Source organism: Pandoraea faecigallinarum (assembly GCF_001029105.3).
GTDB lineage: Bacteria > Pseudomonadota > Gammaproteobacteria > Burkholderiales > Burkholderiaceae > Pandoraea > Pandoraea faecigallinarum.
The window spans coordinates 1,680,278-1,702,450 of record NZ_CP011807.3; the positions used below are offsets into that span (position 1 = coordinate 1,680,278).

At 63.3% G+C, this 22,173-nt stretch carries 18 protein-coding genes, 1 other RNA gene and 1 pseudogene; 6 read left to right on the top strand and 14 right to left on the bottom strand.

The features are described 5' to 3' along the window. Positions 1–2 precede the first annotated feature (2 nt). Positions 3–1,418, top strand: coding sequence for a c-type cytochrome (locus AB870_RS07535; RefSeq protein ID WP_237170081.1), 1,416 nt, complete (start codon positions 3–5; stop codon positions 1,416–1,418). Between the two features lie 116 nt (positions 1,419–1,534). Here AB870_RS07535 and AB870_RS07540 read toward each other — a convergent pair whose 3' ends face one another. Then, positions 1,535–2,821: an MFS transporter gene (locus AB870_RS07540; protein WP_047907529.1), complete on the bottom strand. Its 1,287-nt coding sequence runs from the start codon at positions 2,819–2,821 to the stop codon at positions 1,535–1,537. 79 nt (positions 2,822–2,900) lie between these two features. Beyond that, positions 2,901–3,800 carry a LysR substrate-binding domain-containing protein gene (locus tag AB870_RS07545; RefSeq protein WP_047907530.1) on the bottom strand — a complete coding sequence of 300 codons (900 nt, stop codon included), beginning with the start codon at positions 3,798–3,800 and terminating at the stop codon, positions 2,901–2,903. 298 nt (positions 3,801–4,098) lie between these two features. On the opposite strand from AB870_RS07545, the gene AB870_RS07550 reads away from it, so the two are divergent. Next, a complete protein-coding gene (locus AB870_RS07550) occupies positions 4,099–4,698 on the top strand; it encodes a LysE family translocator (protein WP_047908940.1) in 600 nt (199 codons plus the stop codon). 106 nt (positions 4,699–4,804) lie between these two features. Further along, entirely contained in the window at positions 4,805–5,947 is a 1,143-nt protein-coding gene (locus AB870_RS07555; protein WP_084663426.1) for a linear amide C-N hydrolase, read from the top strand. A 34-nt stretch (positions 5,948–5,981) separates the two neighbouring features. Here the strand turns inward: AB870_RS07555 and AB870_RS07560 are convergent, their stop codons facing one another. Further along, positions 5,982–6,638 carry an HAD family hydrolase gene (locus AB870_RS07560; RefSeq protein WP_084663428.1) on the bottom strand — a complete coding sequence of 219 codons (657 nt, stop codon included), beginning with the start codon at positions 6,636–6,638 and terminating at the stop codon, positions 5,982–5,984. 179 nt (positions 6,639–6,817) lie between these two features. Between AB870_RS07560 and AB870_RS07565 the strand changes: the two are divergent. Next, positions 6,818–7,183: pseudogene (locus AB870_RS07565) on the top strand (YkvA family protein); the annotation flags it as partial. Positions 7,184–7,298: 115 nt separating this feature from the next. Here AB870_RS07565 and ssrA read toward each other — a convergent pair. The 6 genes from ssrA to AB870_RS07595 all read right to left on the bottom strand — a co-directional run bounded on the left by ssrA (position 7,299) and on the right by AB870_RS07595 (position 16,083). Further along, positions 7,299–7,669: a transfer-messenger RNA gene (gene ssrA, locus AB870_RS07570) on the bottom strand. Between the two features lie 29 nt (positions 7,670–7,698). Further along, positions 7,699–11,655 carry a DUF748 domain-containing protein gene (locus tag AB870_RS07575; protein ID WP_167362687.1) on the bottom strand — a complete coding sequence of 1,319 codons (3,957 nt, stop codon included), beginning with the start codon at positions 11,653–11,655 and terminating at the stop codon, positions 7,699–7,701. A 150-nt stretch (positions 11,656–11,805) separates the two neighbouring features. Beyond that, the gene (gene gph, locus AB870_RS07580; RefSeq protein ID WP_084663432.1) at positions 11,806–12,534 is read right to left on the bottom strand and encodes a phosphoglycolate phosphatase; all 729 of its coding nucleotides are present in this window, start codon (positions 12,532–12,534) and stop codon (positions 11,806–11,808) included. A 1-nt stretch (position 12,535) separates the two neighbouring features. Continuing rightward, on the bottom strand, positions 12,536–13,234 hold the full coding sequence (gene ubiG / locus AB870_RS07585; protein WP_047907532.1) for a bifunctional 2-polyprenyl-6-hydroxyphenol methylase/3-demethylubiquinol 3-O-methyltransferase UbiG: 699 nt from the start codon (positions 13,232–13,234) through the stop codon (positions 12,536–12,538). 332 nt (positions 13,235–13,566) lie between these two features. After that, the gene (gene ald, locus AB870_RS07590; protein WP_047907533.1) at positions 13,567–14,700 is read right to left on the bottom strand and encodes an alanine dehydrogenase; all 1,134 of its coding nucleotides are present in this window, start codon (positions 14,698–14,700) and stop codon (positions 13,567–13,569) included. 96 nt (positions 14,701–14,796) lie between these two features. Beyond that, entirely contained in the window at positions 14,797–16,083 is a 1,287-nt protein-coding gene (locus tag AB870_RS07595) for a D-amino acid dehydrogenase (RefSeq protein ID WP_047907534.1), read from the bottom strand. Between the two features lie 104 nt (positions 16,084–16,187). On the opposite strand from AB870_RS07595, the gene AB870_RS07600 reads away from it, so the two are divergent. Next, positions 16,188–16,676: an Lrp/AsnC ligand binding domain-containing protein gene (locus AB870_RS07600; protein WP_047907535.1), complete on the top strand. Its 489-nt coding sequence runs from the start codon at positions 16,188–16,190 to the stop codon at positions 16,674–16,676. Between the two features lie 26 nt (positions 16,677–16,702). Here the strand turns inward: AB870_RS07600 and AB870_RS07605 are convergent, their stop codons facing one another. The 5 genes from AB870_RS07605 to AB870_RS07625 form a co-directional block, all read right to left on the bottom strand. Further along, complete coding sequence (locus AB870_RS07605; protein WP_237170082.1) at positions 16,703–17,887, bottom strand: PA0069 family radical SAM protein; 1,185 nt, start codon at positions 17,885–17,887, stop codon at positions 16,703–16,705. A 188-nt stretch (positions 17,888–18,075) separates the two neighbouring features. Further along, complete coding sequence (locus AB870_RS07610) at positions 18,076–19,014, bottom strand: Rossmann-like and DUF2520 domain-containing protein (protein ID WP_047907536.1); 939 nt, start codon at positions 19,012–19,014, stop codon at positions 18,076–18,078. Between the two features lie 6 nt (positions 19,015–19,020). Continuing rightward, complete coding sequence (locus AB870_RS07615) at positions 19,021–19,470, bottom strand: TM2 domain-containing protein (RefSeq protein ID WP_047907537.1); 450 nt, start codon at positions 19,468–19,470, stop codon at positions 19,021–19,023. A 9-nt stretch (positions 19,471–19,479) separates the two neighbouring features. Further along, positions 19,480–20,289 (bottom strand): META and DUF4377 domain-containing protein, encoded by an 810-nt coding sequence (locus tag AB870_RS07620; RefSeq protein ID WP_047907538.1) that lies wholly within the window; start codon positions 20,287–20,289, stop codon positions 19,480–19,482. Positions 20,290–20,473: 184 nt separating this feature from the next. Further along, entirely contained in the window at positions 20,474–21,601 is a 1,128-nt protein-coding gene (locus AB870_RS07625; protein WP_053059621.1) for a PQQ-dependent sugar dehydrogenase, read from the bottom strand. A gap of 202 nt (positions 21,602–21,803) precedes the next feature. Between AB870_RS07625 and rpsP the strand changes: the two genes are divergently transcribed. Beyond that, positions 21,804–22,055 carry a 30S ribosomal protein S16 gene (gene rpsP, locus AB870_RS07630; RefSeq protein WP_017234865.1) on the top strand — a complete coding sequence of 84 codons (252 nt, stop codon included), beginning with the start codon at positions 21,804–21,806 and terminating at the stop codon, positions 22,053–22,055. Positions 22,056–22,173 lie beyond the last annotated feature (118 nt).

Here is a 22,173-nt window from a genome sequence, read left to right on the forward strand (position 1 = left end):
CCATGATCCGCAAAACGATGATGAAACGCTCCGCCGGCGTGCTCGCGGCCGGTGCGCTCGCTCTCGCGGTTGCCGCCGCATGGGCGCAGAACGCAGCCGCGCCCTCCGGCGCTGCCGTCTCACCGGTCCCGACGCCTGCGGTGCCCGCAACGACCGTAGACGCCACGCATCCTGCGCAGGCGGCGCAGACACCCGCGGCCAACGATCCGCAAGCGCAGCTCGTCAGGCAAGGGGAGTACCTCGCGCGCGCCGCCGACTGCGCCGCGTGTCATACGGCGCCCAAGGGCAAGCCGTTCGCCGGCGGCCTGCCCATCGCGTCGCCCATCGGTACGATCTACTCGACGAACATCACGCCGGACAAGGACACCGGCATCGGCAACTACAGCCTTGAAGATTTCGACAAGGCGGTGCGTCACGGGATTGCCAGGAATGGCTCGACGCTGTATCCGGCCATGCCGTACACGTCGTACGCAAAGGTGCGTCCGGCCGACGTGAAGGCCCTCTATGCGTACTTCATGAATGGTGTTCAACCGGTTGCGCAGCCGAATAAGGCGACGGACATTCCGTGGCCGTTGTCCATGCGCTGGCCGTTGTCGATCTGGCGCAAGATGTTCGCCCCTGCCGTGGTTGCCGATGCCGCCTCGACCGATAACGACCCGATCTCGCGCGGGCGCTATCTCGTCGAAGGGCTGGGCCATTGCAGTGCGTGCCACACGCCGCGCGGCTTCGCGTTGCAGGAGAAGGCGCTCACCGACGACAGCACGGCGTTTCTGTCCGGCGGCGTGGTCGAGAACTTCCTCGCGAAGAACTTGCGTGGCGACGCCACCGACGGTCTGGGCAACTGGAGCGAAGGCGACATCACCGCGTTTCTCAAGGGCGGGCGCAACGACCATTCCGCAGCCTTCGGCGGCATGTCGGACGTAGTGCGGCATAGCACGCAGCACATGAACGACGACGATCTCGCGGCGATAGCGAAGTACCTCAAGACGCTCAAGCCGGTCGATCCGAACGCCAAGGCGCTCGCCTATGACGACACTGTTGCCAAGGCGTTGCGCACGGGGGCCGACAAGAGCAACGGGGCGCTCACGTTCCTCGACAACTGCGCCGCCTGCCACCGCAGTACGGGCAAGGGCTACACGCAGACCTTCCCGACGCTCGCGTTGAGCTCGACGGTGAACTCGGCCGATCCGACCTCGCTCATCCATATCGTGCTGCGTGGCGCGGAAATGCCATCGACGAAATCGGCGCCGACGCACTACGCGATGCCGGGCTTCGACGACCGTCTGACCGATCAGGATGTGGCCGATGTGCTGACGTTCGTGCGTTCGAGCTGGGGCAACAAGGCGGCAGCCGTGACGGCCTCGCAAGTGGCCAAGGTGCGCAAGAACGTGGGCGCGGCGCCTCAGCCGCAGCGGTGATCCGATCGTCCGGGTGTCGCGTGCGGTGCCTGTGATGACCGTGTGATGAAATGGAACTCCGCCTGTCATCTCGACGGGCGGAGTTTTTTTTGACGCCCACAAGCTGCCGGGCCAGCTCAGGCGCTGGCCGCCACGGGCCGGTGCATCGGCGGCACGGCACATTCGTCGTCGATAGGGAAATGCAGGGCGGCAGCGACCGCGCCGAGAATCGCCGTGGCAGCCCAGATCAGGTTGTACGACCCGGTGACGTCGAGCACGAACCCGCCCAGCCAGGCGCCGAGAAACGAACCGACCTGATGGCTCATGAAGCACACACCGAATAGCGTGCCGAGATGCCGTGTGCCGAAAACCTTCGCCACCAGAGCACTTGTGAGCGGCACCGTCCCGAGCCACGTCAGCCCCATGACCGCCGCGAAGATCACAACGCCTGCGTTCGACTTCGGCAGCAGGAAGAACAGGGCAATGGCCGCACCGCGCAGCAGATAGAGCCAACCGAGGACGTGATGCTGGCGGTAGCGTCCGCCGAGCCAGCCGCAGGCCCAACTGCCGATCATGTTGAACAGTCCGATCAGTGCGAGCGCCGTGGCGCCCAGCCCGACGGGCATGTGACACATCAGCAGGTAACCGGGCAGGTGTGTGGCGATGAAGGCGAGCTGGAAGCCGCACGTGAAGAAGCCGAGCGTGAGCAATTGGTAGCCGCGATGGGCGCTGGCCTGCCGCAGGATGTCGCGAAGGCGAACGTGGTCGCCATCCTCGGGCTTGCGCGGCACGGACGACGTCGATGCGAGTCCGGTCCCGCCCGTGCGGCGGCGGTGCATCGTCATGAACAGGCCAAGCGGCGCGGCGCAGCAAAGCACCAGCGCGAGAACGAAGAGAGAGGTCGAGACGCCGTATGTTTCGCGCAGCCCCTGCGCGACGGGTACGAGCGCCACCTGTCCGAGCGAGCCGCCCGCGCTTACCAGACCCATCGCCATTGTGCGCTTCTCCGGGGTGACGGCGCGACTCACGGCAGGCAGAACGACGCCGAACGTCGTGCAACTGATGCCCAGCCCGACGAGAACGCCCAGACCGATCACGAGCCACATGCCGGACGGTGCGAGGGCCGCCATCGCCAGCCCGCCCGCGAAGGCGAACGCGCCGGCCGCGACGACCGGGGCCGGACCGTAACGGTCGGCCATCGCGCCCGCAAACGGCTGCGCGAAACCCCACACGAGGTTATGCAGCGCGATGGCGAACGCCACGAGCGTGACGGGAACGCCACGGTCGTAGGAGAACGGATTGATGAACAGACCGAACGTCTGGCGGGTGCCCATTGCCGCGCTGAGCACGAGCGCGCCGGCCAGAATGATGAGCGTGACACGGCCCTGAAGCGAGGGCGATGCGGAAATCGGGTTTCGTGACATGATGGTGAGTCCTCCTCACCGAAGTCTCGCAACGAAATTCCCGTCTGGCAAAGGAGTTGTGTGTGGTCTCAGGTGAATTTTATTCACCCTGATGCGTGCCGGCCTGCTCGATGACCCAGTCGCGGAATGCCACGCATTCGGGGTGCGGCTCGATGTCCGGTGCGCTGATGAGCCAATAGGCCCCTTGCGATTGGGTCGTGACGTCGTGCGCCGGCACGAGAGCGCCTGTGGCGAGATAGTCGTCCGCGAGCGGCCGGCGGCCGATAACGACGCCGAGGCCCGCCATGGCGGCCTCGAATGCCATCTGAATGCTGTCGAAGCTCAGTCCGCCGCGGGTGTCGAAGTCGTCGATGCCTGCGCCCTCGGCCCACATCTGCCAGTCCTCGCTGGCGCTGCTGACGTGGATGCGGGTCGCCGCGCGCAGATCGAGATGACCGTCCTCATCCGCATGCATCGCGTGATAAGCCGGGCTGCATACGGGGACGAAACGCTCGCCGAAGAGGCGGTGCCAGGCGTCGCTTGCCATGGGGGCGCGCGACAGGCGGATGGCGAAGTCGAAGCCATCGGTCGGGAAGCCGACCTGACGGCGCGACGTGTCGACCGTGATGTCGATGCCCGGCATGCGTCGCACGAACATGTCCAGACGCGGCAGGAGCCAGCGCGAGGCGAGCGTCGGCGCACAGGTAATGGCGATGGCTCGCGAGGCGTCCGGAGTGGGCAAGCGCCGCGTGCCGGTGAGCAGCAGCGAGAACGCTTCGGTAACGTACGCCAGATAGTCCATGCCTTCCGGCGTGAGCGTGAGGCCCTGCGGCGAGCGTGTGAAGAGCGCCACGCCCAGCGTCTGCTCCAATCCGACGATGCCGTGACTCACCGCGCTCGGCGTGAGATGCAGCTCGGCGGCAGCACGTTTGAAGCTCTGGTGACGTCCCGCAGCCTCGAACAGGCGCAGGGCGGACAGCGGTGGCAGACGGGGCGGCATGGGATGGAATGGGCGAATCAGGCGGATTGGGCTGGCAGCCGTCAGACGACGGCCACGTTCGGATGCTGTCGATTTTCGCACGATGGCGTTATGCGCGGAAATGACCGGGCGGTGCCGTCGTGCGGCGTTGGCCGGCCTGCGCAAGCGGCAACTGTCATGGCTGGGCGCCGGTACAGGCCTGTCGGGATTCGGTGAACTGTACCGGGCTTCGGGCGATACGCATGCCTATGCTGTGGCTCCGCGTCTTTCAAGCGCTCGCCGTCGGCGGCGCTGGCGCGGCGTTTTCCGACCCACGATCATGACGACCGAACAATTACTGGCCTTCTGCGCTTTCGCTGTCATCACCCTGGTGACGCCGGGGCCGAACAACATGATGATTCTGGCCTCCGGGCTGAACTACGGATTCGTGCGCACGTTGCCGCATCTGGCCGGCATTGCCTTCGGCTTCGCGTTGATGGTGTTCCTCACGGGCGCCGGTCTGCATACGGTGTTCGTGCGCTTTCCGGTGATCCATACCTTGCTGAAGTACGTAGGGGCGGCCTATCTGCTGCGGCTGGCGTGGCATCTGGCACGCTCGGGACCGATGGACGGCGAGCGCCGTGGCCGCGAGCGCCCGATGGGATTCGTCGGCGCGGCGGCATTCCAGTGGGTCAATCCGAAGGCATGGGTGATGGCCGTTGGGGCGATCAGCACGTACCTGCCGAACGCGTCGCATTTGCCGGACGTCGCCGTGCTCGCGATTGTCTACGGTGCGCTTGGTGCGCCATGCATCGGTTTGTGGGCCGGGTTCGGCGTGGCGATGCGGCGTGTGCTGACCGACGCGCGTTCGGTGCGCATTTTCAACGGCGTGGCCGCGGTATTGCTCGTCGCATCGCTGTACCCGATCCTGGTGGAGTGAGCGATGGCCGCGCGGCGATGCCTGTCGTCGCGGATTGGGCGCGCGAAACTTCCATCGTTATACTGATGGTCATTGCGAATCCTTCCGCCCACCGTGAGATATCGCCATGCCTTCGACTCGTTCCCAAGCGCTTACGTCATTGCTTTTGCGTGCCCGGCGTACCTGGCGTCCTTCGTTCCGTTTCCTTCCCGCGCTCTCCTGCCTCGTTGCGGCCGCTACGCTCGCCGTGTCGCCGCTGACTTCGCTCGCCTGCACCCGCGTTGTCTACCTTGGCGCGAACGGCGACGTCATCACCGCGCGCTCGATGGACTGGCAGCTCGACGTGGCGACCAACCTCTACGTGTTGCCGCGAGGCATCGCGCGCACCGGCGAAGCGGGGCCGAACTCCATTCGCTGGACGGCGAAGTACGGCAGCGTGGTCGCCACCGGCTACGACGTGTCGACGACGGATGGCGTCAACGAGAAGGGGTTGTCCGCACAACTGCTTTGGCTCGTGGAATCGCAATATCCGAAGTTCGACAAGGACGCGAAGCCCGGCCTGACGATTGCCGCCTGGGCGCAATATGTGCTCGATAACTTTTCGACGGTGGCCGAGGCCGTCGCGGCGCTGGAAAAGGAGCCGTTCACGGTCGTGACGGATAACGTTCCGGGGGAGGACCGGCTCACGACGTTGCATCTGTCGATGTCGGACAAGTCGGGCGACAGCGCCATCGTCGAGTACATCGGGGGGCGGCAGGTGATTCACCACGGCAGGCAATATCAGGTGATGACCAACTCGCCGACATTCGATGAGCAACTCGCTCTGAATGCGTACTGGAAACAGATCGGAGGCACGACGTTCCTGCCGGGCACCAACCGGGCGTCGGACCGGTTCGCGCGCGCTTCGTTTTACATCAACGCGATCCCGAAGAGCGAGGACCCGGTGCAGGCGCTCGCGAGCGTGTTCAGCGTGATTCGCAATGCGTCGGTGCCGTATGGAATCACGACACCCGATCAGCCGAACATTTCGTCGACGCGCTGGCGTACCGTGGTCGACCACAAGCGAATGCTCTACTTTTTCGAGTCGGCGCTCACGCCCAACACCTTTTGGGTAGACCTGAACAAGGTCGATTTTTCGGCGGGTGCACCGGTCAGGCGGCTGGCGCTCGGCAAGGATCAGCGCAACACGTTCAGCGGCGAAGTGTCCGGCGAATTCAAGGTGGCACCGCCGTTTCCGTTTCTTGGACTGAAGACAAAAACGGCGGGTTGAGAGGGGGGACGCGGGGATTATTGGACGGGCGGCGTCAGGCGTCGCGGGCGGGCAGCGCAATGCCCAGCGCCTGCAACTGGCGCCTCAGGTCGTCGGGATCCTTGAAATGGATGGCCGCCAGTCCTTCCCGCGCGGCTGCGTCGACATTGCGAATGCTGTCGTCGATGAAAGCGGTTGTCTCGGGGCGAAGGGCGTAGCGCTCGATGAGAAGGCGGAAGATCGCCGGATCGGGCTTGATGATGCGCTCGCGTCCCGACACGACGATACCTTCGAACCAACCGAGAAACGGGAAGCGTTCCTCTGCGATGTGGAAGGTTTCCGCCGACCAGTTCGTGAGGGCCAGCAGCCGAAAATTGCGCTCGCGCAGCTGCGTCAGAATCTCGACCGTCCCCGCAATCTCGCCGGGAATCATTTCGGCCCAACGCTCGAAATATGCCCGGATGTTCGCTTCGTGGGCAGGATGCCGTTCGATGGCCTCGGCCACGGCGTCCTTCCAGAGACGCCCACGGTCCTGCTGCTCGTTCCACTCGGTGTGGCAGACTTCCGCGAGAAATTGTTCCATTGCCGCTTCATCCGGCCCGAAGAGTTTTCGGTAGAGGTTTCGCGGGTCCCATCGAATCAGAACGTTGCCGAGATCGAAGACGACGGTGTCGATATCGCGCGAGAGAGTGGCGGATTGGGAGTGGTGCATGCTTCCTTTCGGGGGATGTGAACGTACTTCGAAGACTACGTGGCCCCGGCCCGCAGGGCAAGGTGGGGCACGTCGCCCGTCAGGGCCGGGGGCGGATCGTGGGCGTTAGCTGGCCCCGCGCGTGGCCGATCTGCGCGATAGGGAGTGACATGGAAAACGGTACGCCGATTGGGACGTTAAAGACATGGGCGCGAACGATCAGGCGCGACGCTCGCGTGCTTTATCTGGCCGCGCGCGATCCTCGCATTCCGTGGTACGTGAAGGCGTTGGCGTTGTTCGTAGCCGGTTACGCGCTGTCGCCCATCGATCTGATCCCGGACTTTATTCCGGTGATCGGGCTGCTCGATGACGTCGTTCTCGTGCCTTTGGGCATTCTCGTCGTGGTCAAGCTGATTCCACCGGACGTGCTCGCGGAGCTCCGCGCGACGGCCACCGCAATGCAAAAGCCCGTGAGCCGCCTTGCGGCGACGGTCATCGCCGCTGTGTGGGGTGCTGCCGTTGTTGTGGGCGTGTGGCTCGCCTTTCGACATTGCGTTGCGAAATGACGCGCCTGTGCGGGAAGTGCGAACGGGCATAACCGATGGCGGAAAAGAAAAACCCCGAAGAGGCGTGCTCTATCGGGGTTTTGCGGAAAAGTGCGAACCGCTTGGGAGAGGTGTTTGGTGGAGCCGGCGGGGATCGAACCCGCGTCCGCAAGTACTCCACGACCAGTTCTACATACTTAGTTCTGTCATTTGATTTAACCGTTTTGTCGCGGACGAACACGCTACGCAACAGCGATTCACTAAGTTTTCGACCTTGGCGTCGTGACGCCACCAAGGCTTAACTGACGTATATGACCTCTGGCGGTATTGCTACCGGTCTTGCGACACTAGTCCGTCAGTGAACTAGGCAGAGGACGGCGGCCCTTAGGCTGCCAGTACAAACTTTTCGTCGTTTGCAGTTACGTTTTTCCCATTGATTAACGAGGTGACGGGTCCTCGGTATGCCCTGAGTCGCTTCGCTACCCACGTCGAAACCATGTCGGCCCCTGTGGGATGTGAATTATGACACAAATGTCTCACTTGAGTGCGAAGTCCACCCGCGTCGTCGCCCCCTTGTCCTTGATGCCGTCCGCATTGAGTTTCGGTGCCACCACGAACAGGCGGTCCGCCGCGATCTTGCCGTCCAGCCACGACCGGACCCGCTGAGCCCGACGTTCCGCCAACGCCCGCAGATCGTCGTCGTCGACCTTGACGTTCGTCGCCATGAGCTTCTCCATCTCGTCGTCGGGCAGCGACTTGGTAAAGCCGATCATGTTGCGGGGCTTGGCAAAGTCCGCCGCCTTGTACGCAGCGCTCAGGTACTTGCTGCGCTCCTCCGGCGCGACCTTCACGCTGTCCACGTCCACGCTTTCGCCCTTGCCGACCATCGCCTTGACCTTCTGGGCCTTGATCGCGCGCTCCACAGCCACGCTACGCAGGCCGTCGGTGTCCTTGGCCGGATCCACGCGGCCCACGATGTCCAGCTTGAGGGCTTCACGGTCGTTGAGCGCCTTGACCAGCGTTTCCAGACGCTTCTCGTCTTCCGGCGTCAGACGTGCGCTGCCGGGAGCGAATTCGACGTAGCCCAATTCCTGATCGCCGCCGCCGAACGCGGACGCCAGCAAACTGAACGGTGCCGTCACTGCCTTGACGATCAGGTTCACGAAGGCGCGGAAAATCACGCCGCCGAGACTGAACTGCGGATCGTCCAGCGAGCCGGAAATCGGAATATCCACGTCGATCTCGCCGCGCGAGTTCTTCAGCAACGACACTGCCAGCCGTACCGGCAGGTTGGTCGCCGTCGGGCTTTCCACGTGGTCGCCGAACGTCAACTGATCAATGAAGATGTGATTGTTCGCCGTGAGCTTCGCCTGATCGAGCAGATAGTGCACGTCGACCGTGAGCTTGCCTTTTTCGATGGGATAGCCCGCGTATTTCGTCGAATACGGCGTGAGGTTGGTCAGTTCGATGCCGTCCGCCTTGGCGCCGAGATCCACGAACGCCATCGAGGCGAGCGGATTGATCTTGCCATTGATATTAATCGGCGCGTTGCGGTTGACCTTGCCCTGCAAGGCAACTTCGGCAGGCTCGGTCGTCGCAGTGCCGAAGGCGCCGATACGGCCGCCGATATCCGTCAAGTTGGCGGTGTAGTTCGGCTTGACGAAATTGTCCGTGAAGTTGATGTTGCCGCCTTGCAGCGTGATACGTCCGATGTGGACGTCCGCAGGCAGCGCCTTGCCGGTGCCATAGCCCGGCCCACGTTCTGCCGTCGTCTTGCCCGGCGATTGCTCCTTCTTCTCGACTTCGGTGGGCTGCCCGGCTTCGACGGCCGAGGCGGCCGCATCGAGCGGAGGCTTCGCCGCAGACGCCGCATCCAGCGGTATGCCCTCGTTTGCGCGCGTCAACGAACGTGGCGCTTCCTTGCCGCCCACCACGTCGGCCAGATTCAGGCGGCCGTTGGCGTTGATGATGAGGCGCGCGTAGAAGCGCGACAGCGCAATGCTGCCCAACTGAACGTTCGGTTTGCCGCTGCCCACCGCCAGATTGATCTGCTGCACCGACAAGGCGTTCCAGCGCACGAAATCGTCGGTGGTGACCTTGTCGAGCAAACGTACGCTGCCCAGGGTGGCATCGCCACGATACGTTGCCTGCGTCGTGTCGCCCCTCATGGCGAACGTGGCACGGCCATTGCTGGAGAGCAGGGCGCTCGCAATGCTCGCGTTCAATTCGTCGCTCATGTAGGAGTCGAACGCGGCGAGATCGAGTTGCTGGGTCTTCAACTGGATATCGCCGGACAACGGTTGCGGCGTCACGTTGCCGCTGGCGTTAAGCGAGCCCTTCTTGTTGAGCGTGCCGCTGACTTCCAGCTGCAACGGCTTGCTCATGTCCTGCGACGCGCCTTGCACCTTGATGTTGAGCGGGGCGAATTTCGCGTTGATCGGACGGCCTTTGACCGCGCGGTCCTCGAAGCCGATGCTGGCGTTCTCCACGGCGACCTTGCCGACTTTCCACTGCCATGCGCCGGCGGCATCCGGTGCGCCGGGCGCCACCGCCCTGACCGAGGTGCGGCGTCCGCGCTCGGTGCCGACGCGTGCGTTGATGCCCTTGCCGTTACCCGTGGACGCCTTGGGCTGAGCGTCGCCGGTCAGGGCGAGCAGGTTGATCTTGCCGTCCTTGTCCCGGCGGGCTGCAAGGTCGAGTCCGGTGACCGTCACCTCGTCGACGACCGCCTGTCGCGCGCCGAGATCGAAGTGCGAGAGCCGGGCTTGCGCCTTCGCCAGCCTGACCGGCGCGTCGCCTTTGTGACCTGTGAACCATTCGACCTTCTCGAGCGTTGCCGTGGCCGGGTCGATCTGGACGTTCGGCTGCTTGTCCGGCGCGAACGCCGCGTTGAACCTGGCCTGCGCGCCGATCGTGCCGCTCTTCAAATCACCGGCGAGCGCTCCTTGCGCGAAGGGCAGTAATGGGGCGAGGGCGATGGCCTGGGCATCGAGTTCGCCACTGGCGTTGTACGCCGGCAGGCTGAACTGTCCATGAGCTTTGAGGGAGCCGCCGCTCTGGATGCCAAGCGACGCGTCGTATGACGCCGGATCCTTGCCCAGCGTCGAGAATTGCTTCACACCGAGCTGGATGTTCTCAAAGGAGAGGCTCGCGGGTTTCGCGCCACGCTCGTCGGTGAAACGCAGCTTGCTGTTCACGAGCGACGCTTCACCGACCAACAGGTCGAGTGGCGAAGACTGCACCGCAGCAGCGGCTTTCGTCTGCGCTGCCTCGGCGGCCGAAGCGGGCGTTGCCGGTCGAGCCGTCTGCTCGGCGGCGACCTTCGGCGCGGACCTGGCGGCTTCACTGGCCTTCGGCGACGCTGCGGCTTCGTCGACCGCCTTGCCTACGGCCTTGAGCACCGGACGCTGCGGCAGCAACGCCTTCGCCACGTTGACCGAGCCGTCCTTCTCCATCCTGACGTGTTGATCGAGCCCGTCGATCCGTACGCTGTCGATGTGATAGACATTGTTCAGCGGCTCGACCTTGCCGAGCTTGACGTCAACCTGTTTGACCGCAACGAGCGGGGATCCGTCAGCTTCGTTGACCACTGCGTCCGCCAATCCCGCAGTGCCGGTCAGCAGTACGTGATTGCCGTCCTTGTCGCGCGTGAATCGAAGCTTCAGATCGGTGCTGATCGCACCGCTCTTGATCTGCGCGGGAAAGGTGACTGGCGAGTACCCGAGATACTTCGGCACGTCGAGCCGATCGAGCTTGATGTCGACGGTCGATTCCAGCGAATCGGCGAATGGCTTCGTCTGCCCCGAGATATGGAGCGGTGCTCCATCGACGGATGCCTGAAGCAGCGGCTGCACGAAGATATCCGTGTCGGCCGGGAGATTCGCGATGAATGGCACGCCGACTTGCAGGTTGTCGACGACGTGCTTTTCGTCCTGATAGGCGTCGTCGATGCGGATCGTGCCGTTCTTGATCTGCACGTTGTTCAGCGCAAAGCGTGCCGGTTTCGACGGCTCCGGGGACGGCGGTCCCGACGTGGCGCGATCGATGATGTCCGAAAAATTGAAGCGCTGAGGCGCTGTGCGAACGATGTTGACGACCGGCGTATCGATATACAGCTCGCCGATCACCGGGGCGAATCGGAACAGCGAGCTCCACGATGCATTGAGACGCAATTCGCCGATATCCACGAATGGCTGGCCGGGTGCCTTGTCGCCGATGTGGACCTTGTGCAGGTCGAGACGCAGCGTGTACGGGTTGAAGCTGACGTCGCCCACGCTCACCGGCCGTTCGAGATAGGCGGACAGCTTGTCGACGGCATAGTGCTTGAGCGCTGCCGGTACGGTGAAGTAACCCACCACGCCGAACACGGCAATGATGCCCGCGGCCCACAGGCCGGTTTTGCGCGCGCGGCGGCGCACGTCGGGATCTCGTCCGAGCGCTTGTGCGCGGGCAAGACTCTGCTGCAAGCGGGTGCCGCCCGCGGAGGATTTCATTGAAGATTCGCGATCGTTCGCTTGCTCGGCCATGCGGTCTCCCGTAAGTAGCCAGTGAAGCATACGCCGCGCCACTGAAGCGCGGCGGGACAGTCCCGGAGCGCGGCCGCGAGACTTGCGGCACGGCTGCGGCAGGCAATGGTCAGCGTGCTATGCCGTTGACATCACCAGCGGGGCGATCGCGCCCGCGCGTTCGACGACGGCGTCGGCCTGCCATTGGGCAGGCGCGAGCAAGTCGCCGCAATAACCGTAGGCCGCAGCCACCGTTGCCATACCTGCCGCTTTACCGGCCTGCACGTCACGCAGGTCGTCACCTACATACACAATTTGCGCTGGCGCAATGCCGATGCACTCGGCGGCGTACAGCAAGGGCGCAGGGTGCGGTTTGCTATGCGGCGTGGTATCGCCGGACACCACGCAGGCCGCGCCGTCGGCAAGGCCGAGCAGTTTGACGAGCGGATTGGTCAGGCGAGCCGCCTTGTTGGTCACGATGCCCCACGGCATGCCGCGCTCGGACAGGGCCGCAAGCAGTGCGGGAATGCCGTCGAACAAATGGCTTTTCACGCACAATGCGGCTTCGTAGTTGGCCAGGAAAGCGTCTCTGAGCGACGCAAAGGCCGCATCTTCGGGCGCGACACCGAACGCACTGCCAATCAATCCGCGCGCGCCATGCGAGGCCTGCAAGCGCAGTGTTTCGTATGGGCCGGGCGGCAAGCCGCGATCCGTACGTACCTTATTGACCGCGGCAACCAGATCGGGCGCGGTGTCGGCAAGCGTGCCGTCCAGATCGAACAGGACGGCACGGATGTTGCCATGCAACGGCGTCGACACGGTGTGCTCGACAGCGGAGAGCGGGACTCGGGCGGGGGGCTCGAACATATCAGGCGTCGCGTGTGCACGCGACCATGTAGTTGACGTCGGTATCGCGATTGATCGAGTAACGCTTGCTGATCGGATTGTAGGTCATGCCGCGCATGTCGCGAACGGCGAGACCGCTGGCGCGGGCAAACGATGCCAGCTCCGACGGACGAATGAATTTCGCGTAATCGTGGGTACCGCGCGGCAACATCCGCAGCACGTATTCGGCACCGACCACGGCCAGCAGCCAGGCTTTCGGTTTCCGATTGAGCGTGGAGAAGAACACATGGCCGCCCGGTTTCACCAGCGTGGCGCAAGCGGCGACGATCGACGCGGGCGACGGCACGTGTTCGAGCATCTCCATGCAGGTGACGACATCGTATGTCCCTGCTTCACGTGCGGCGAGCGCCTCCGCAGCGATTTCTTCGTACTCGATGTGGAGACCGGCTTCGAGACTGTGCAGGTCGGCGACGCCGAGGGCTTTCTTCGAAAGGTCGATGCCCTTCACGCGGGCGCCCTGACGCGCCATCGATTCCGAGAGGATGCCGCCTCCGCAGCCGATATCGAGCACGCGTTTGCCTTGCAGCGGCACGTGTTGTTCGATCCAGTCGAGGCGCAGCGGGTTGATCTCGTGCAGCGGCTTGAATTCGCTGTGCGGATCCCACCAGCGGTGGGCCAGTTCACTGAATTTATTGAGTTCTTGCGGATCGGCGTTCATCACTTGCTCATGGACATTGACGGATTGGCGCAGGCGGGATGCGGCATGGCTGCGTGCCCTGTGTACCTGATGGTCGGCGGGCGCCGTCGAGATGGGGCAAGTATAACGAAGTGAGTATGCCCATGTCCAAAGCACGAGGCCCGGCGGGGCCTGTCCGGTCGGGAGCCGGCGAGCGTGCGGAAGGCGGCGTCCATTGGCGGGGCGTCGCCGCGGCGTGGACCGGCACCGCACGGCCACGCCGCTCCGACCCGACCTTCTGCCCGGTCGTCTTGGTCGTCCTGGTCGTCTCAAATGACAGGTCCGAAGACCTGGCTACGTAAGACGCATCGTCACCGCTAGGCCGCGGCCGGCAGATTCGCGAGCACCGCATGCGGGTCGTGATAGACGAGCCCGAGCGCGTCGGCAACGCCACGGTTCGTCACCATGCCGCGCGCGACGTTAAGACCCGCAAGAAGATGTGCATCGGCGCGCATCGCTGCCGCGGCACCGTGGTCGGCCAATTGCAGGATGAATGGCAGCGTCACGTTGTTCAGGGCAAACGTCGACGTGCGGGGCACGCCACCGGGCATGTTGGCTACGCAGTAATGCACGACGCCGTCGACAACGTAGACGGGGTCGGCGTGCGTAGTCGGATGCGATGTCTCGCAGCATCCGCCCTGATCGATCGCGACGTCGACGATGACCGAACCCTTGCGCATGAGGCCGAGCATCGGGCGGGTGATGAGTTTCGGCGCTGCGGCGCCCGGAATCAACACGCCGCCAATAACGAGGTCGGCCTCGCGCAAATGCATCTCGATGGCGTGTTGCGTCGAATGGACGGTTTGCACGCGCGCGCCGAACTGGGCGCTGATGCGTCGCAGTGCGTCGACCGACTTGTCGATGACCGTGACCTGCGCCCCAATGCCCGCCGCCACCGTCGCGGCATTGGTGCCGACGACACCGCCGCCCAGAATCACGACCTTGCCCGCTTCCACGCCGGGCACGCCGGAGAGCAGCAGGCCGAGTCCGCCATGCGATTTTTCCAACGCCGTTGCACCGGCCTGAATCGACATGCGCCCGGCAACTTCCGACATCGGCGCAAGCAGCGGCAGACCGCCGTTCGCGGACGTTACGGTTTCGTACGCAATGCACGTGGCGCCACTCTTGATGAGGTCGCGGGTTTGGTCGGCGTCGGGGGCAAGATGCAGGTAGGTGAACAGGGTGTGATGGGGCCGCAAACGGGCCCGCTCCACGGCTTGAGGCTCCTTGACCTTGACGATCAGCTCGGCGCGGTCGAAAACGTCGACGGCATTGGCAGCGATGCGTGCACCGGCGGCGGCGTAGACCGTGTCGTCCATGCCGATGCCTTCACCGGCCTGCGTCTCGACCCACACCTCGTGCCCGCGCGCCACCACTTCGCGTACGGCTGCGGGCGTCATGCCTACGCGATATTCGTGGTTCTTGATCTCCTTGGGTACACCGATCTTCATGATGCGTCTCCTTTGTTGTGATGTGACAGCAAACAGCAGGAACGGCAATGAGGCGGCTCAAAACAAAAACGGCACCCGAAGGTGCCGTTTCGTGAATCAGGCGAAGGCCGGTTGGGCCTGCGCATCGGACGCGCCACTGTAGCGCGCCACGGACAGGTCGTCGGCAAGAATGGCAGGCCGGCGGCCAGACATCAGATCTGCCAGAAGTTGCCCCGAGCCGCACGACATCGTCCAGCCCAGCGTGCCGTGGCCGGTGTTCAGGAACAGGTTGCGCAGCGCCGTGGCGCCCACGATAGGCGTGCCGTCCGGCGTCATGGGGCGCAGGCCGGTCCAGAACGATGCTTCGGCCGTATTGCCCGCACCTGGATACAGGTCGTTGACCACCATTTCCAGCGTGGCGCGCCGCGCGGGGTTGAGCGCCTTGTTGTACCCCACGACTTCGGCCATACCGCCCACGCGGATCCGATTCTCGAAACGCGTGACCGCGATTTTGTAGGTTTCGTCCAGAATCGTCGAAACCGGTGCGCGGGACGCGTCGATGATCGGCACGGTGATCGAATACCCCTTGAGTGGATACACCGGAATATCGACGATACCGCGCAGGAATGGCGTCGAGTACGAGCCGAGTGCGACGACATAGGCATCCGCACGTTGCAGCGATCCGGCGCAAACGACGCCTTCGATCTTGTCGCCGGCCACGTTAAGTCCGTCAATCGGCATGTCGTACCGGAATTTCACGCCAAGCGCCTCGGCCATGGCAGCCAGGCGCGTCGTGAACATCTGGCAATCGCCGGTTTCGTCGTTCGGCAGGCGCAGGCCGCCCGTCAACTTGTGCGAGACCGCGCCCAGAGCCGGTTCCGCGCTGGCGAGCGCCTGGCTATCGAGCAACTCGAACGGCACGCCGGCGTCTTCGAGCACGGCGATATCACGCGCGGCATTCGCCAATTGCTCTTCCGTACGGAAGAGTTGCAGCGTGCCAGCCTGACGGCCTTCGTACGCGATTCCCGTTTCTGCACGCAGTTCGCGGAAGCAATCGCGGCTGTATTCCGCAATCCGCACCATGCGCTCCTTATTGACGGCGTAACGCTCGGGCGTGCAATTGCGCAGCATCTGATAGAGCCACTTCAATTGCGTTAGCGTGCCGTCCGGGCGGATCGCGAGCGGAGCGTGCTTTTGGAAAAGCCACTTGAGGGCCTTCGTCGGAATTCCCGGCGCGGCCCAGGGCGACGCATAGCCCGGGGAAATCTGGCCGGCGTTGCCGAAGCTGGTTTCGAGCGCCGGGCCAGCCCGGCGATCGAGCACCGTGACGTCGTGCCCGGCCTTGGCCAGATAGTAGGCGCTGGTAACGCCGATGACGCCGCTGCCGAGAACGATGACCTTCATTGCGTTGACTCCTGTAAAACCATAGTTATGCAGTAATAATTCGCATGCTATTCTCGGAATGTCAGGTTTAGTTAATGTATATTGGCTGAATTCAGGAAAAAATCATGAGAGTGCAGCAGCAATCGGTTCGTACGCTGGATCGGCTCGACCGGCGCATCCTCGGGCTGCTTCAGCAAGATGGCCGGATATCCATGAAAGATCTGTCGGAGCAGGTCGGTTTATCGATCACGCCTTGCATCGAGCGGGTGAAGCGCATGGAGCGAGACGGGGTCATCATGGGCTACTTCGCCCGCGTGAATCCGGCCGCGCTTGGGGCGGCGCTGCTGGTGTTCGTCGAGATCACGCTCGATCACAAGTCGGGCAACATGTTCGACCAGTTCCGCCGGGAGGTTCTGCGAATTCCCGAGGTGATGGAGTGTCATCTGATTTCCGGCGACTTCGACTACCTCATCAAGGCGCGGATTCGCGAGATGTCCGAGTACCGCAAGTTGCTGGGAGACATTCTTCTGCAACTGCCGGGGGCCGTGCAGTCGAAGAGCTACGTGGTGATGGAGGAGATCAAGGAGACGCTCACCATCCACGTGGAAGAGTGAGTGCAGCGCGGTGCCTGCCGGTTTGCCTAAAAGAGGGGCATTTGCGGGTCGACCTTGCCGGTCGGATCCGACGCGGACGTGTGCGGTGTGTGTGTCGCGCGTCGTTGGGCGCGTACGCCGTCGCTAGCGCCGAAGCTGTCCGGCCGCACGGGATCGGGCACACGAAACTGATCGTTTCTTAATGGAGGCCGGGCCTGATTGAGGCCCAATTTGCGGGCGGCCAGATGAAACCGCTGTCGAATCAGTTCCGCGTGTAGCCCAGTACCTCGCATGCGCGTACCGAACTCGGCGCTGTTGTGTTTCCCATCCCGAACCTGTTCGATCAGGCTCATGACGTGGCGGGCCCGCATCGGGTAATTCGCTTCGAGCCAGTCGACGAACACGTCATGGACTTCCCGCGGCAATCGGAGCATCACGTAAGCGGCGTATGTCGCGCCGGCTTCGGCGGCCGTCGTCAATACCCGTTCGATATCGAAGTCGGTAAGTGCCGGCACGATCGGCGCCACGATGACACCGGTCGGAATGCCGGCGTCCGTCAGCTTGCGAATCGCTTCGATGCGCTTCGGCGGGGTGTTCGCGCGAGGTTCCATTTTGCGCGCGATCTCCGCGTCGAGCGTGCCTACCGATATGAATACTCTGGCGAGCCCACGTTTGGCCATACGCGACAGGATGTCGATGTCGCGGGTCACAAGCGCCGATTTGGTCGTGATGCCCACCGGGTGACCAAAGCGCTCGAGCACTTCGAGCACGCTTCGTGTAATACCGTATTCACGCTCGATCGGTTGGTAGGGGTCGGTGTTGGCGCCCAGCGCGAGCAAAGCTGGCTGGTACCCGCGTTTGCGTAGTTCGGCATCCAGACGCTCGGCGGCGTTGTGCTTTGCGTAGAGGCGCGTCTCGAAGTCCAGTCCTGGCGAGAGTCCCAGATAGGCGTGTGTCGGACGGGCATAACAGTATGTGCATCCGTGTTCGCATCCCCGATAGGGGTTGATCGAGCGATCGAACGGGATGTCGGCGGAGGTGTTCCGGGAGATGATGGTGCGCGCATTTTCCAGAGCGACCTGAGTCACGAATTTGACCTCGCATTCCTGGGCGATGTCCGATTCGTGGCGGCTCTCGTCGCTTTCGCGGCGGAATTCGGAGAAGCGGGATTCGAGATTGGCCGTAGCGCCTCGGCCCTTACGCGACGGGGGCGGCGCGAATGAGGATGCCATGGTTCGTCTCCTGGATGGCTGACCCTGTCACGCATGAGGAGCAGTCGCAGGGAATGAAGCTCATTATACTGTGTTTTTGTACAGTATTTGGGCGGAGGCGAAAGATGGCAAATGGACGCGCGGCGGTTGCCGCAACGAGATCGATGGGGGCGGCAACGTACTGGAAGGGATGGGCGTCGTGGCTATCGTTATGCGTCGCGTTCGGGCGTTGCTGGTGGAATGTAAGGGGCTACGGTGCGGGCGATGGCGTCGAGGGCTGCGTTGTCGGCGTTCGGGCGCTGGCGGGCAAGGTGAATGGCGCGAAGCGTCAACAACGAGTACAGGGTGGCGTGGTTGCCGCCCATCGCCGCAAGCGCTTCGGTATGGCGGGTGACGATGCCGGCGTCGCCGCGCGACACCGGCCCGGCAAGGGCGCCGGAGAGCCCGCGCTCGCGCGCCGCATTGAGCGTTCCCATGACGAGCGGCCACATGGCCTCACGGGCGTCGCTCTCAGGCAAGCCGACGGCTTTCCAGAGGTGAGTCGCCTCGTCCAGCAGGCAAAGCAGAAAGCTGGCCGCATAGTTCGCGCCAGCGTGATAACGCATGCGCTCGCCCGCCGGAATCGACAAGGGACGGCACCCTATGTCGCTTGCGAAACGTTGAAGGATTTCGTTCAACGGCGCTTCGGCCTCGATGGTGATCGCGCTGCCGGACAGGCGGGCGGCATCGTCGTCGAGTCCGGCGAAAAGAAAAAGCGGATGGAAACCGCCAATTTGCCCGCCGCTTCTTGTCGCAGGCGCGAGCAGCCCGACTTCGGACGCGCCGCTGCAATGCACCAGCGCCTGACCGGCTTGGGGGGCGAGGTGGGCGGCGCAGTCGGCAAGGGCGTCGTCGGAAACGGTGAGAAAGATCAGATCGGCGCGCGAAAAGATGGCGTGCATGTCACCGGGGCGTTCGAGGGGCAATACCGCGCATTCCGGCAACGTGCTCGCGATGTGCTGCGCGCTCTCGATGCGCCGGCTTGCGACGACCTCGACTCGATATCCCGCATCGCTCGCTGCCTTGGCCAACGCGCGAGCCACACGCCCGGCGCCAATGAAGCCGAGCGTCGGCCGAGCGGGAAGGGAATTGGCGGTGGGTATCACCATCGGCGATTACTGCGACAGGCGGTTCGGGGTGTCGTGAATTTCGAAATAAGTCTGGAACGCGACGGCAAGACCGACCATCATCAGCATGGCGCCCACAAACAACGACACACTGACGATGATCACGGCGATCCAGCCGGAGCGGGACTTGTTCGCAACGTGGGTATTGAACTGGGCGTTCCAGCGCTCGTCGGGGCGCAGTCCGTAGACGATCGCCGCGAGAAAGGCGGAAAACAGCGAGATGGCGCCCAGAATCGTCAATACCCAGCCCGCGAGGGAATGCAGTTCGCTCGTTACCAGAAGACCCCAGCCGGCCACGCCGCATGCCGAACCCACAATGTGGGCCCAGCCGAAGCGATCGCGCAGGCCATACAAATAGAAGCGATGCAGGCCGAGTGTGCCGAACAGCATGGCCAGGCCGGCGGTCAGGGTCTTGGATTTATAAGCGACTGCGTTCATTTGGAATCGTTATCGGGCAGGCGTTTCGCGAAGGACTTCGACAAGCGTCCAGCGCATGTTCGACGCGTCGGCGGGCGGATTGGCGACCGGTTCGCCGTGAATTTTCACGCGATATTCTACGCCGGGCTTCCACTCGAAGCCATCGATGTGGGCGTACCACAGTTCCCATTGCGATTTTCCGGTGTCATCGGCAGGGCGCACGCGCAAGCACTTGCGCGGAGCGACGCCCATGCAATCCGCCATCTGCGAGTCGATATCGAGAATGCGGTCCTCCGTCTTCGTTGCCCGGCTCGTGTCTGCCACCGTACGGTTGAGCAGCGTTTGCGAGGCATAAGTCAGCGTCTCGCCGTTCGGTGCACTCAGAATCAACTGCGTGTCGCGGCGCTCAAAGCGAGTCACGCTCGGAAGGGTTTTCAGATAGCGGGTCTCGAATGCCATGGAATCCGCGCATGCCATTCGCGTCGCGGCAGGGGCCTGGATGGTGACTTGCCCCTTGGCCGGACCGATCGTGTACTGGCCGAAAATTCGATTGCAGCCGCCGGTGCCGGAGAAGGCGCCCTTGTCGTTGAACGTCAGATTGATCACGCGGCCTTCGGGCATGCTCGGCGCATCGCTTGCGCCCTCCCATTTCACCAGTTGCCAAGTGCCGAGAATGTCGGCGGGTGCCGTCGCGGCAGCCGTGCTATCGGTCTCTGAGGGTGGTTTTGCACCACCTCCCGACGGCGCAGCGCACCCCGCAAGCATGGCGGCGGGAATTAGCAGGGTCGCCAACGACGTGGCGAACGAGGAAGGCAGGAACGAGAGCAGGCGTTGAGTCATGATTTTGTCTGGGCGTAGTTGCGGAGAGGGCAGGGACGGCCGAAATATCTCGTTGAACAGCGGGTGGTTTGTTCCAACGGTGCCGTGAGTACCATGACCCGTTGACCGAGGGCACAGCGGGACAGTTCCTTGCGTAGGGCTGAGGACATTTCCCAATGGGGCGCATGGACTCTCATGGATGGCCTCAGGGCTTGCGGTACGTAATGCGATATATCGCACCGGCGTAGTCATCACTAATTAGCAGTGAGCCGTCCGGTAACGTCAACAGGTCGAGGGGGCGGCCCCACACGGCATCGTCGTCACTCAGCCAGCCCTGTGCAAAGACATCTTGCTTCGCCACTTCGCCCTTTGCATCCAGCGTAATGCGCACAACCCGATAACCGACCTTGCTGCTGCGATTCCATGAACCGTGCTCCGCAATAAAGATACTCCCCTGATATTCCGCGGGGAATTGCTTTCCTATATAGAAGCGCATGCCGAGGGCCGCGACGTGCGCGCCAAGTTTCGCTTTTGGGGGTGCGAAGCTGCGGCATGCCTTCTCGCGACCGAAGTCGGGGTCCGCGATGTCGCCCGCGTGGCAGTAGGGAAACCCAAAGTGCTCGCCGACGGTGCTCAGCCGGTTCAACTCGTCGTCGGGGACGTCGTCGCCCAGCGAATCGCGGCCGTTGTCGGTGAACCATAGACTGCGTGTGCCCGGCTGCCAGTCGAATCCCACGGTATTGCGCACGCCACGGGCGACGACGCGCCAATCGGTGCCATCCGGTTTCATGCTCCCGATTATCGCGTAGCGATTTTCGTCTCGTTGGCATGCATTACAGGGCGCGCCCACGCCCACATACAGGCGCTGATCGGGACCGAAAGAGATGTACCGCCAGCCGTGGTGCGTGTCGGACGGAAGTTTGTCGTAGACCGTTGCCGGCTTACCGGGATTGTCCAGGTGCGCTTCGATATCGTCGAGTTTGACGATGCGCGACACGGCCGAAATATATAGTGTCCCGTTACGCATGGCGACGCCGACAGGCATGTCGAGGCCCGAGGCAACCGTGCGAACCTTGGCGGCATAGGCCCGTGAGGGGTCGAGGGTGATGGCGTAGACATTGCCCTGGGCGCGGCTTCCGACAAATAGCGTGCCCTTGGGGCCTAGCACCATGCCTCGCGCGCCGGGCACCTGATCGGAGAGAACTTCGACGTGAAAACCCGGCAGCAGGGACAGCCGTTCGATCGGAAGGGCGTCGCGTGCGGCAGTGAGTTGAGCGGCGCACAGGAGTGTCGCGCCGAGAAGGAGTCGCCATCCATCGGGAAATCGTCGCATTCAGGACTCGCTTCACGCAAAAGGATGCGTGCATTGTAGACCAGCGCTTGCTGGGGCGTGGCGCCGCCGCACAAGTGGCCCAATACTGGCGCGGCTCGGCGGGACGTCCTTCCCATTTGGCGAAGTGTTTGTTTTGACGAGGATTTTGCGCTATAATCACGCGTTTTCTGTCCGAACACTTCTGGATTCACAAGGATTTAATATGGTCGTTATCCGCCTGGCTCGCGGCGGCGCGAAGAAGCGCCCGTTCTACAACATCGTTGCAACCGACTCGCGTAACCGCCGCGATGGCCGCTTCATCGAGCGTATCGGCTTCTACAATCCGGTCGCTGCCGAAGGCACGGAAGGTCTGCGTATTGCTCAAGACCGTCTGACGTACTGGCAAGGCGTTGGCGCACAACTGTCGCCGACCGTGGCTCGTCTGATCAAGCAAGGCGCCAAGGCGGCTGCCTAAGCTTTCAGATAGTCGAGTTGTACGCATTGCTGTCGGTTTGCCGATGGCATGAGAATTGAACGGCGGTGCCTGTTCCTGAGTGATCCGGAGCAGGCACCGCCGTGTGTACGTCACAAGG

Coding starts and splice junctions, on each gene's coding strand:
- AB870_RS07535 (WP_237170081.1), top strand. CDS start 3: ATGATCCGCAAAACGATGATGAAACGCTCCGCCGGCGTGCTCGCGGCC.
- AB870_RS07540 (WP_047907529.1), bottom strand. CDS start 2,821: ATGTCACGAAACCCGATTTCCGCATCGCCCTCGCTTCAGGGCCGTGTC.
- AB870_RS07545 (WP_047907530.1), bottom strand. CDS start 3,800: ATGCCGCCCCGTCTGCCACCGCTGTCCGCCCTGCGCCTGTTCGAGGCT.
- AB870_RS07550 (WP_047908940.1), top strand. CDS start 4,099: ATGACGACCGAACAATTACTGGCCTTCTGCGCTTTCGCTGTCATCACC.
- AB870_RS07555 (WP_084663426.1), top strand. CDS start 4,805: ATGCCTTCGACTCGTTCCCAAGCGCTTACGTCATTGCTTTTGCGTGCC.
- AB870_RS07560 (WP_084663428.1), bottom strand. CDS start 6,638: ATGCACCACTCCCAATCCGCCACTCTCTCGCGCGATATCGACACCGTC.
- AB870_RS07575 (WP_167362687.1), bottom strand. CDS start 11,655: ATGAAATCCTCCGCGGGCGGCACCCGCTTGCAGCAGAGTCTTGCCCGC.
- gph (WP_084663432.1), bottom strand. CDS start 12,534: ATGTTCGAGCCCCCCGCCCGAGTCCCGCTCTCCGCTGTCGAGCACACC.
- ald (WP_047907533.1), bottom strand. CDS start 14,700: ATGAAGATCGGTGTACCCAAGGAGATCAAGAACCACGAATATCGCGTA.
- AB870_RS07595 (WP_047907534.1), bottom strand. CDS start 16,083: ATGAAGGTCATCGTTCTCGGCAGCGGCGTCATCGGCGTTACCAGCGCC.
- AB870_RS07600 (WP_047907535.1), top strand. CDS start 16,188: ATGAGAGTGCAGCAGCAATCGGTTCGTACGCTGGATCGGCTCGACCGG.
- AB870_RS07605 (WP_237170082.1), bottom strand. CDS start 17,887: ATGGCATCCTCATTCGCGCCGCCCCCGTCGCGTAAGGGCCGAGGCGCT.
- AB870_RS07610 (WP_047907536.1), bottom strand. CDS start 19,014: ATGGTGATACCCACCGCCAATTCCCTTCCCGCTCGGCCGACGCTCGGC.
- AB870_RS07615 (WP_047907537.1), bottom strand. CDS start 19,470: ATGAACGCAGTCGCTTATAAATCCAAGACCCTGACCGCCGGCCTGGCC.
- AB870_RS07620 (WP_047907538.1), bottom strand. CDS start 20,289: ATGACTCAACGCCTGCTCTCGTTCCTGCCTTCCTCGTTCGCCACGTCG.
- AB870_RS07625 (WP_053059621.1), bottom strand. CDS start 21,601: ATGCGACGATTTCCCGATGGATGGCGACTCCTTCTCGGCGCGACACTC.
- rpsP (WP_017234865.1), top strand. CDS start 21,804: ATGGTCGTTATCCGCCTGGCTCGCGGCGGCGCGAAGAAGCGCCCGTTC.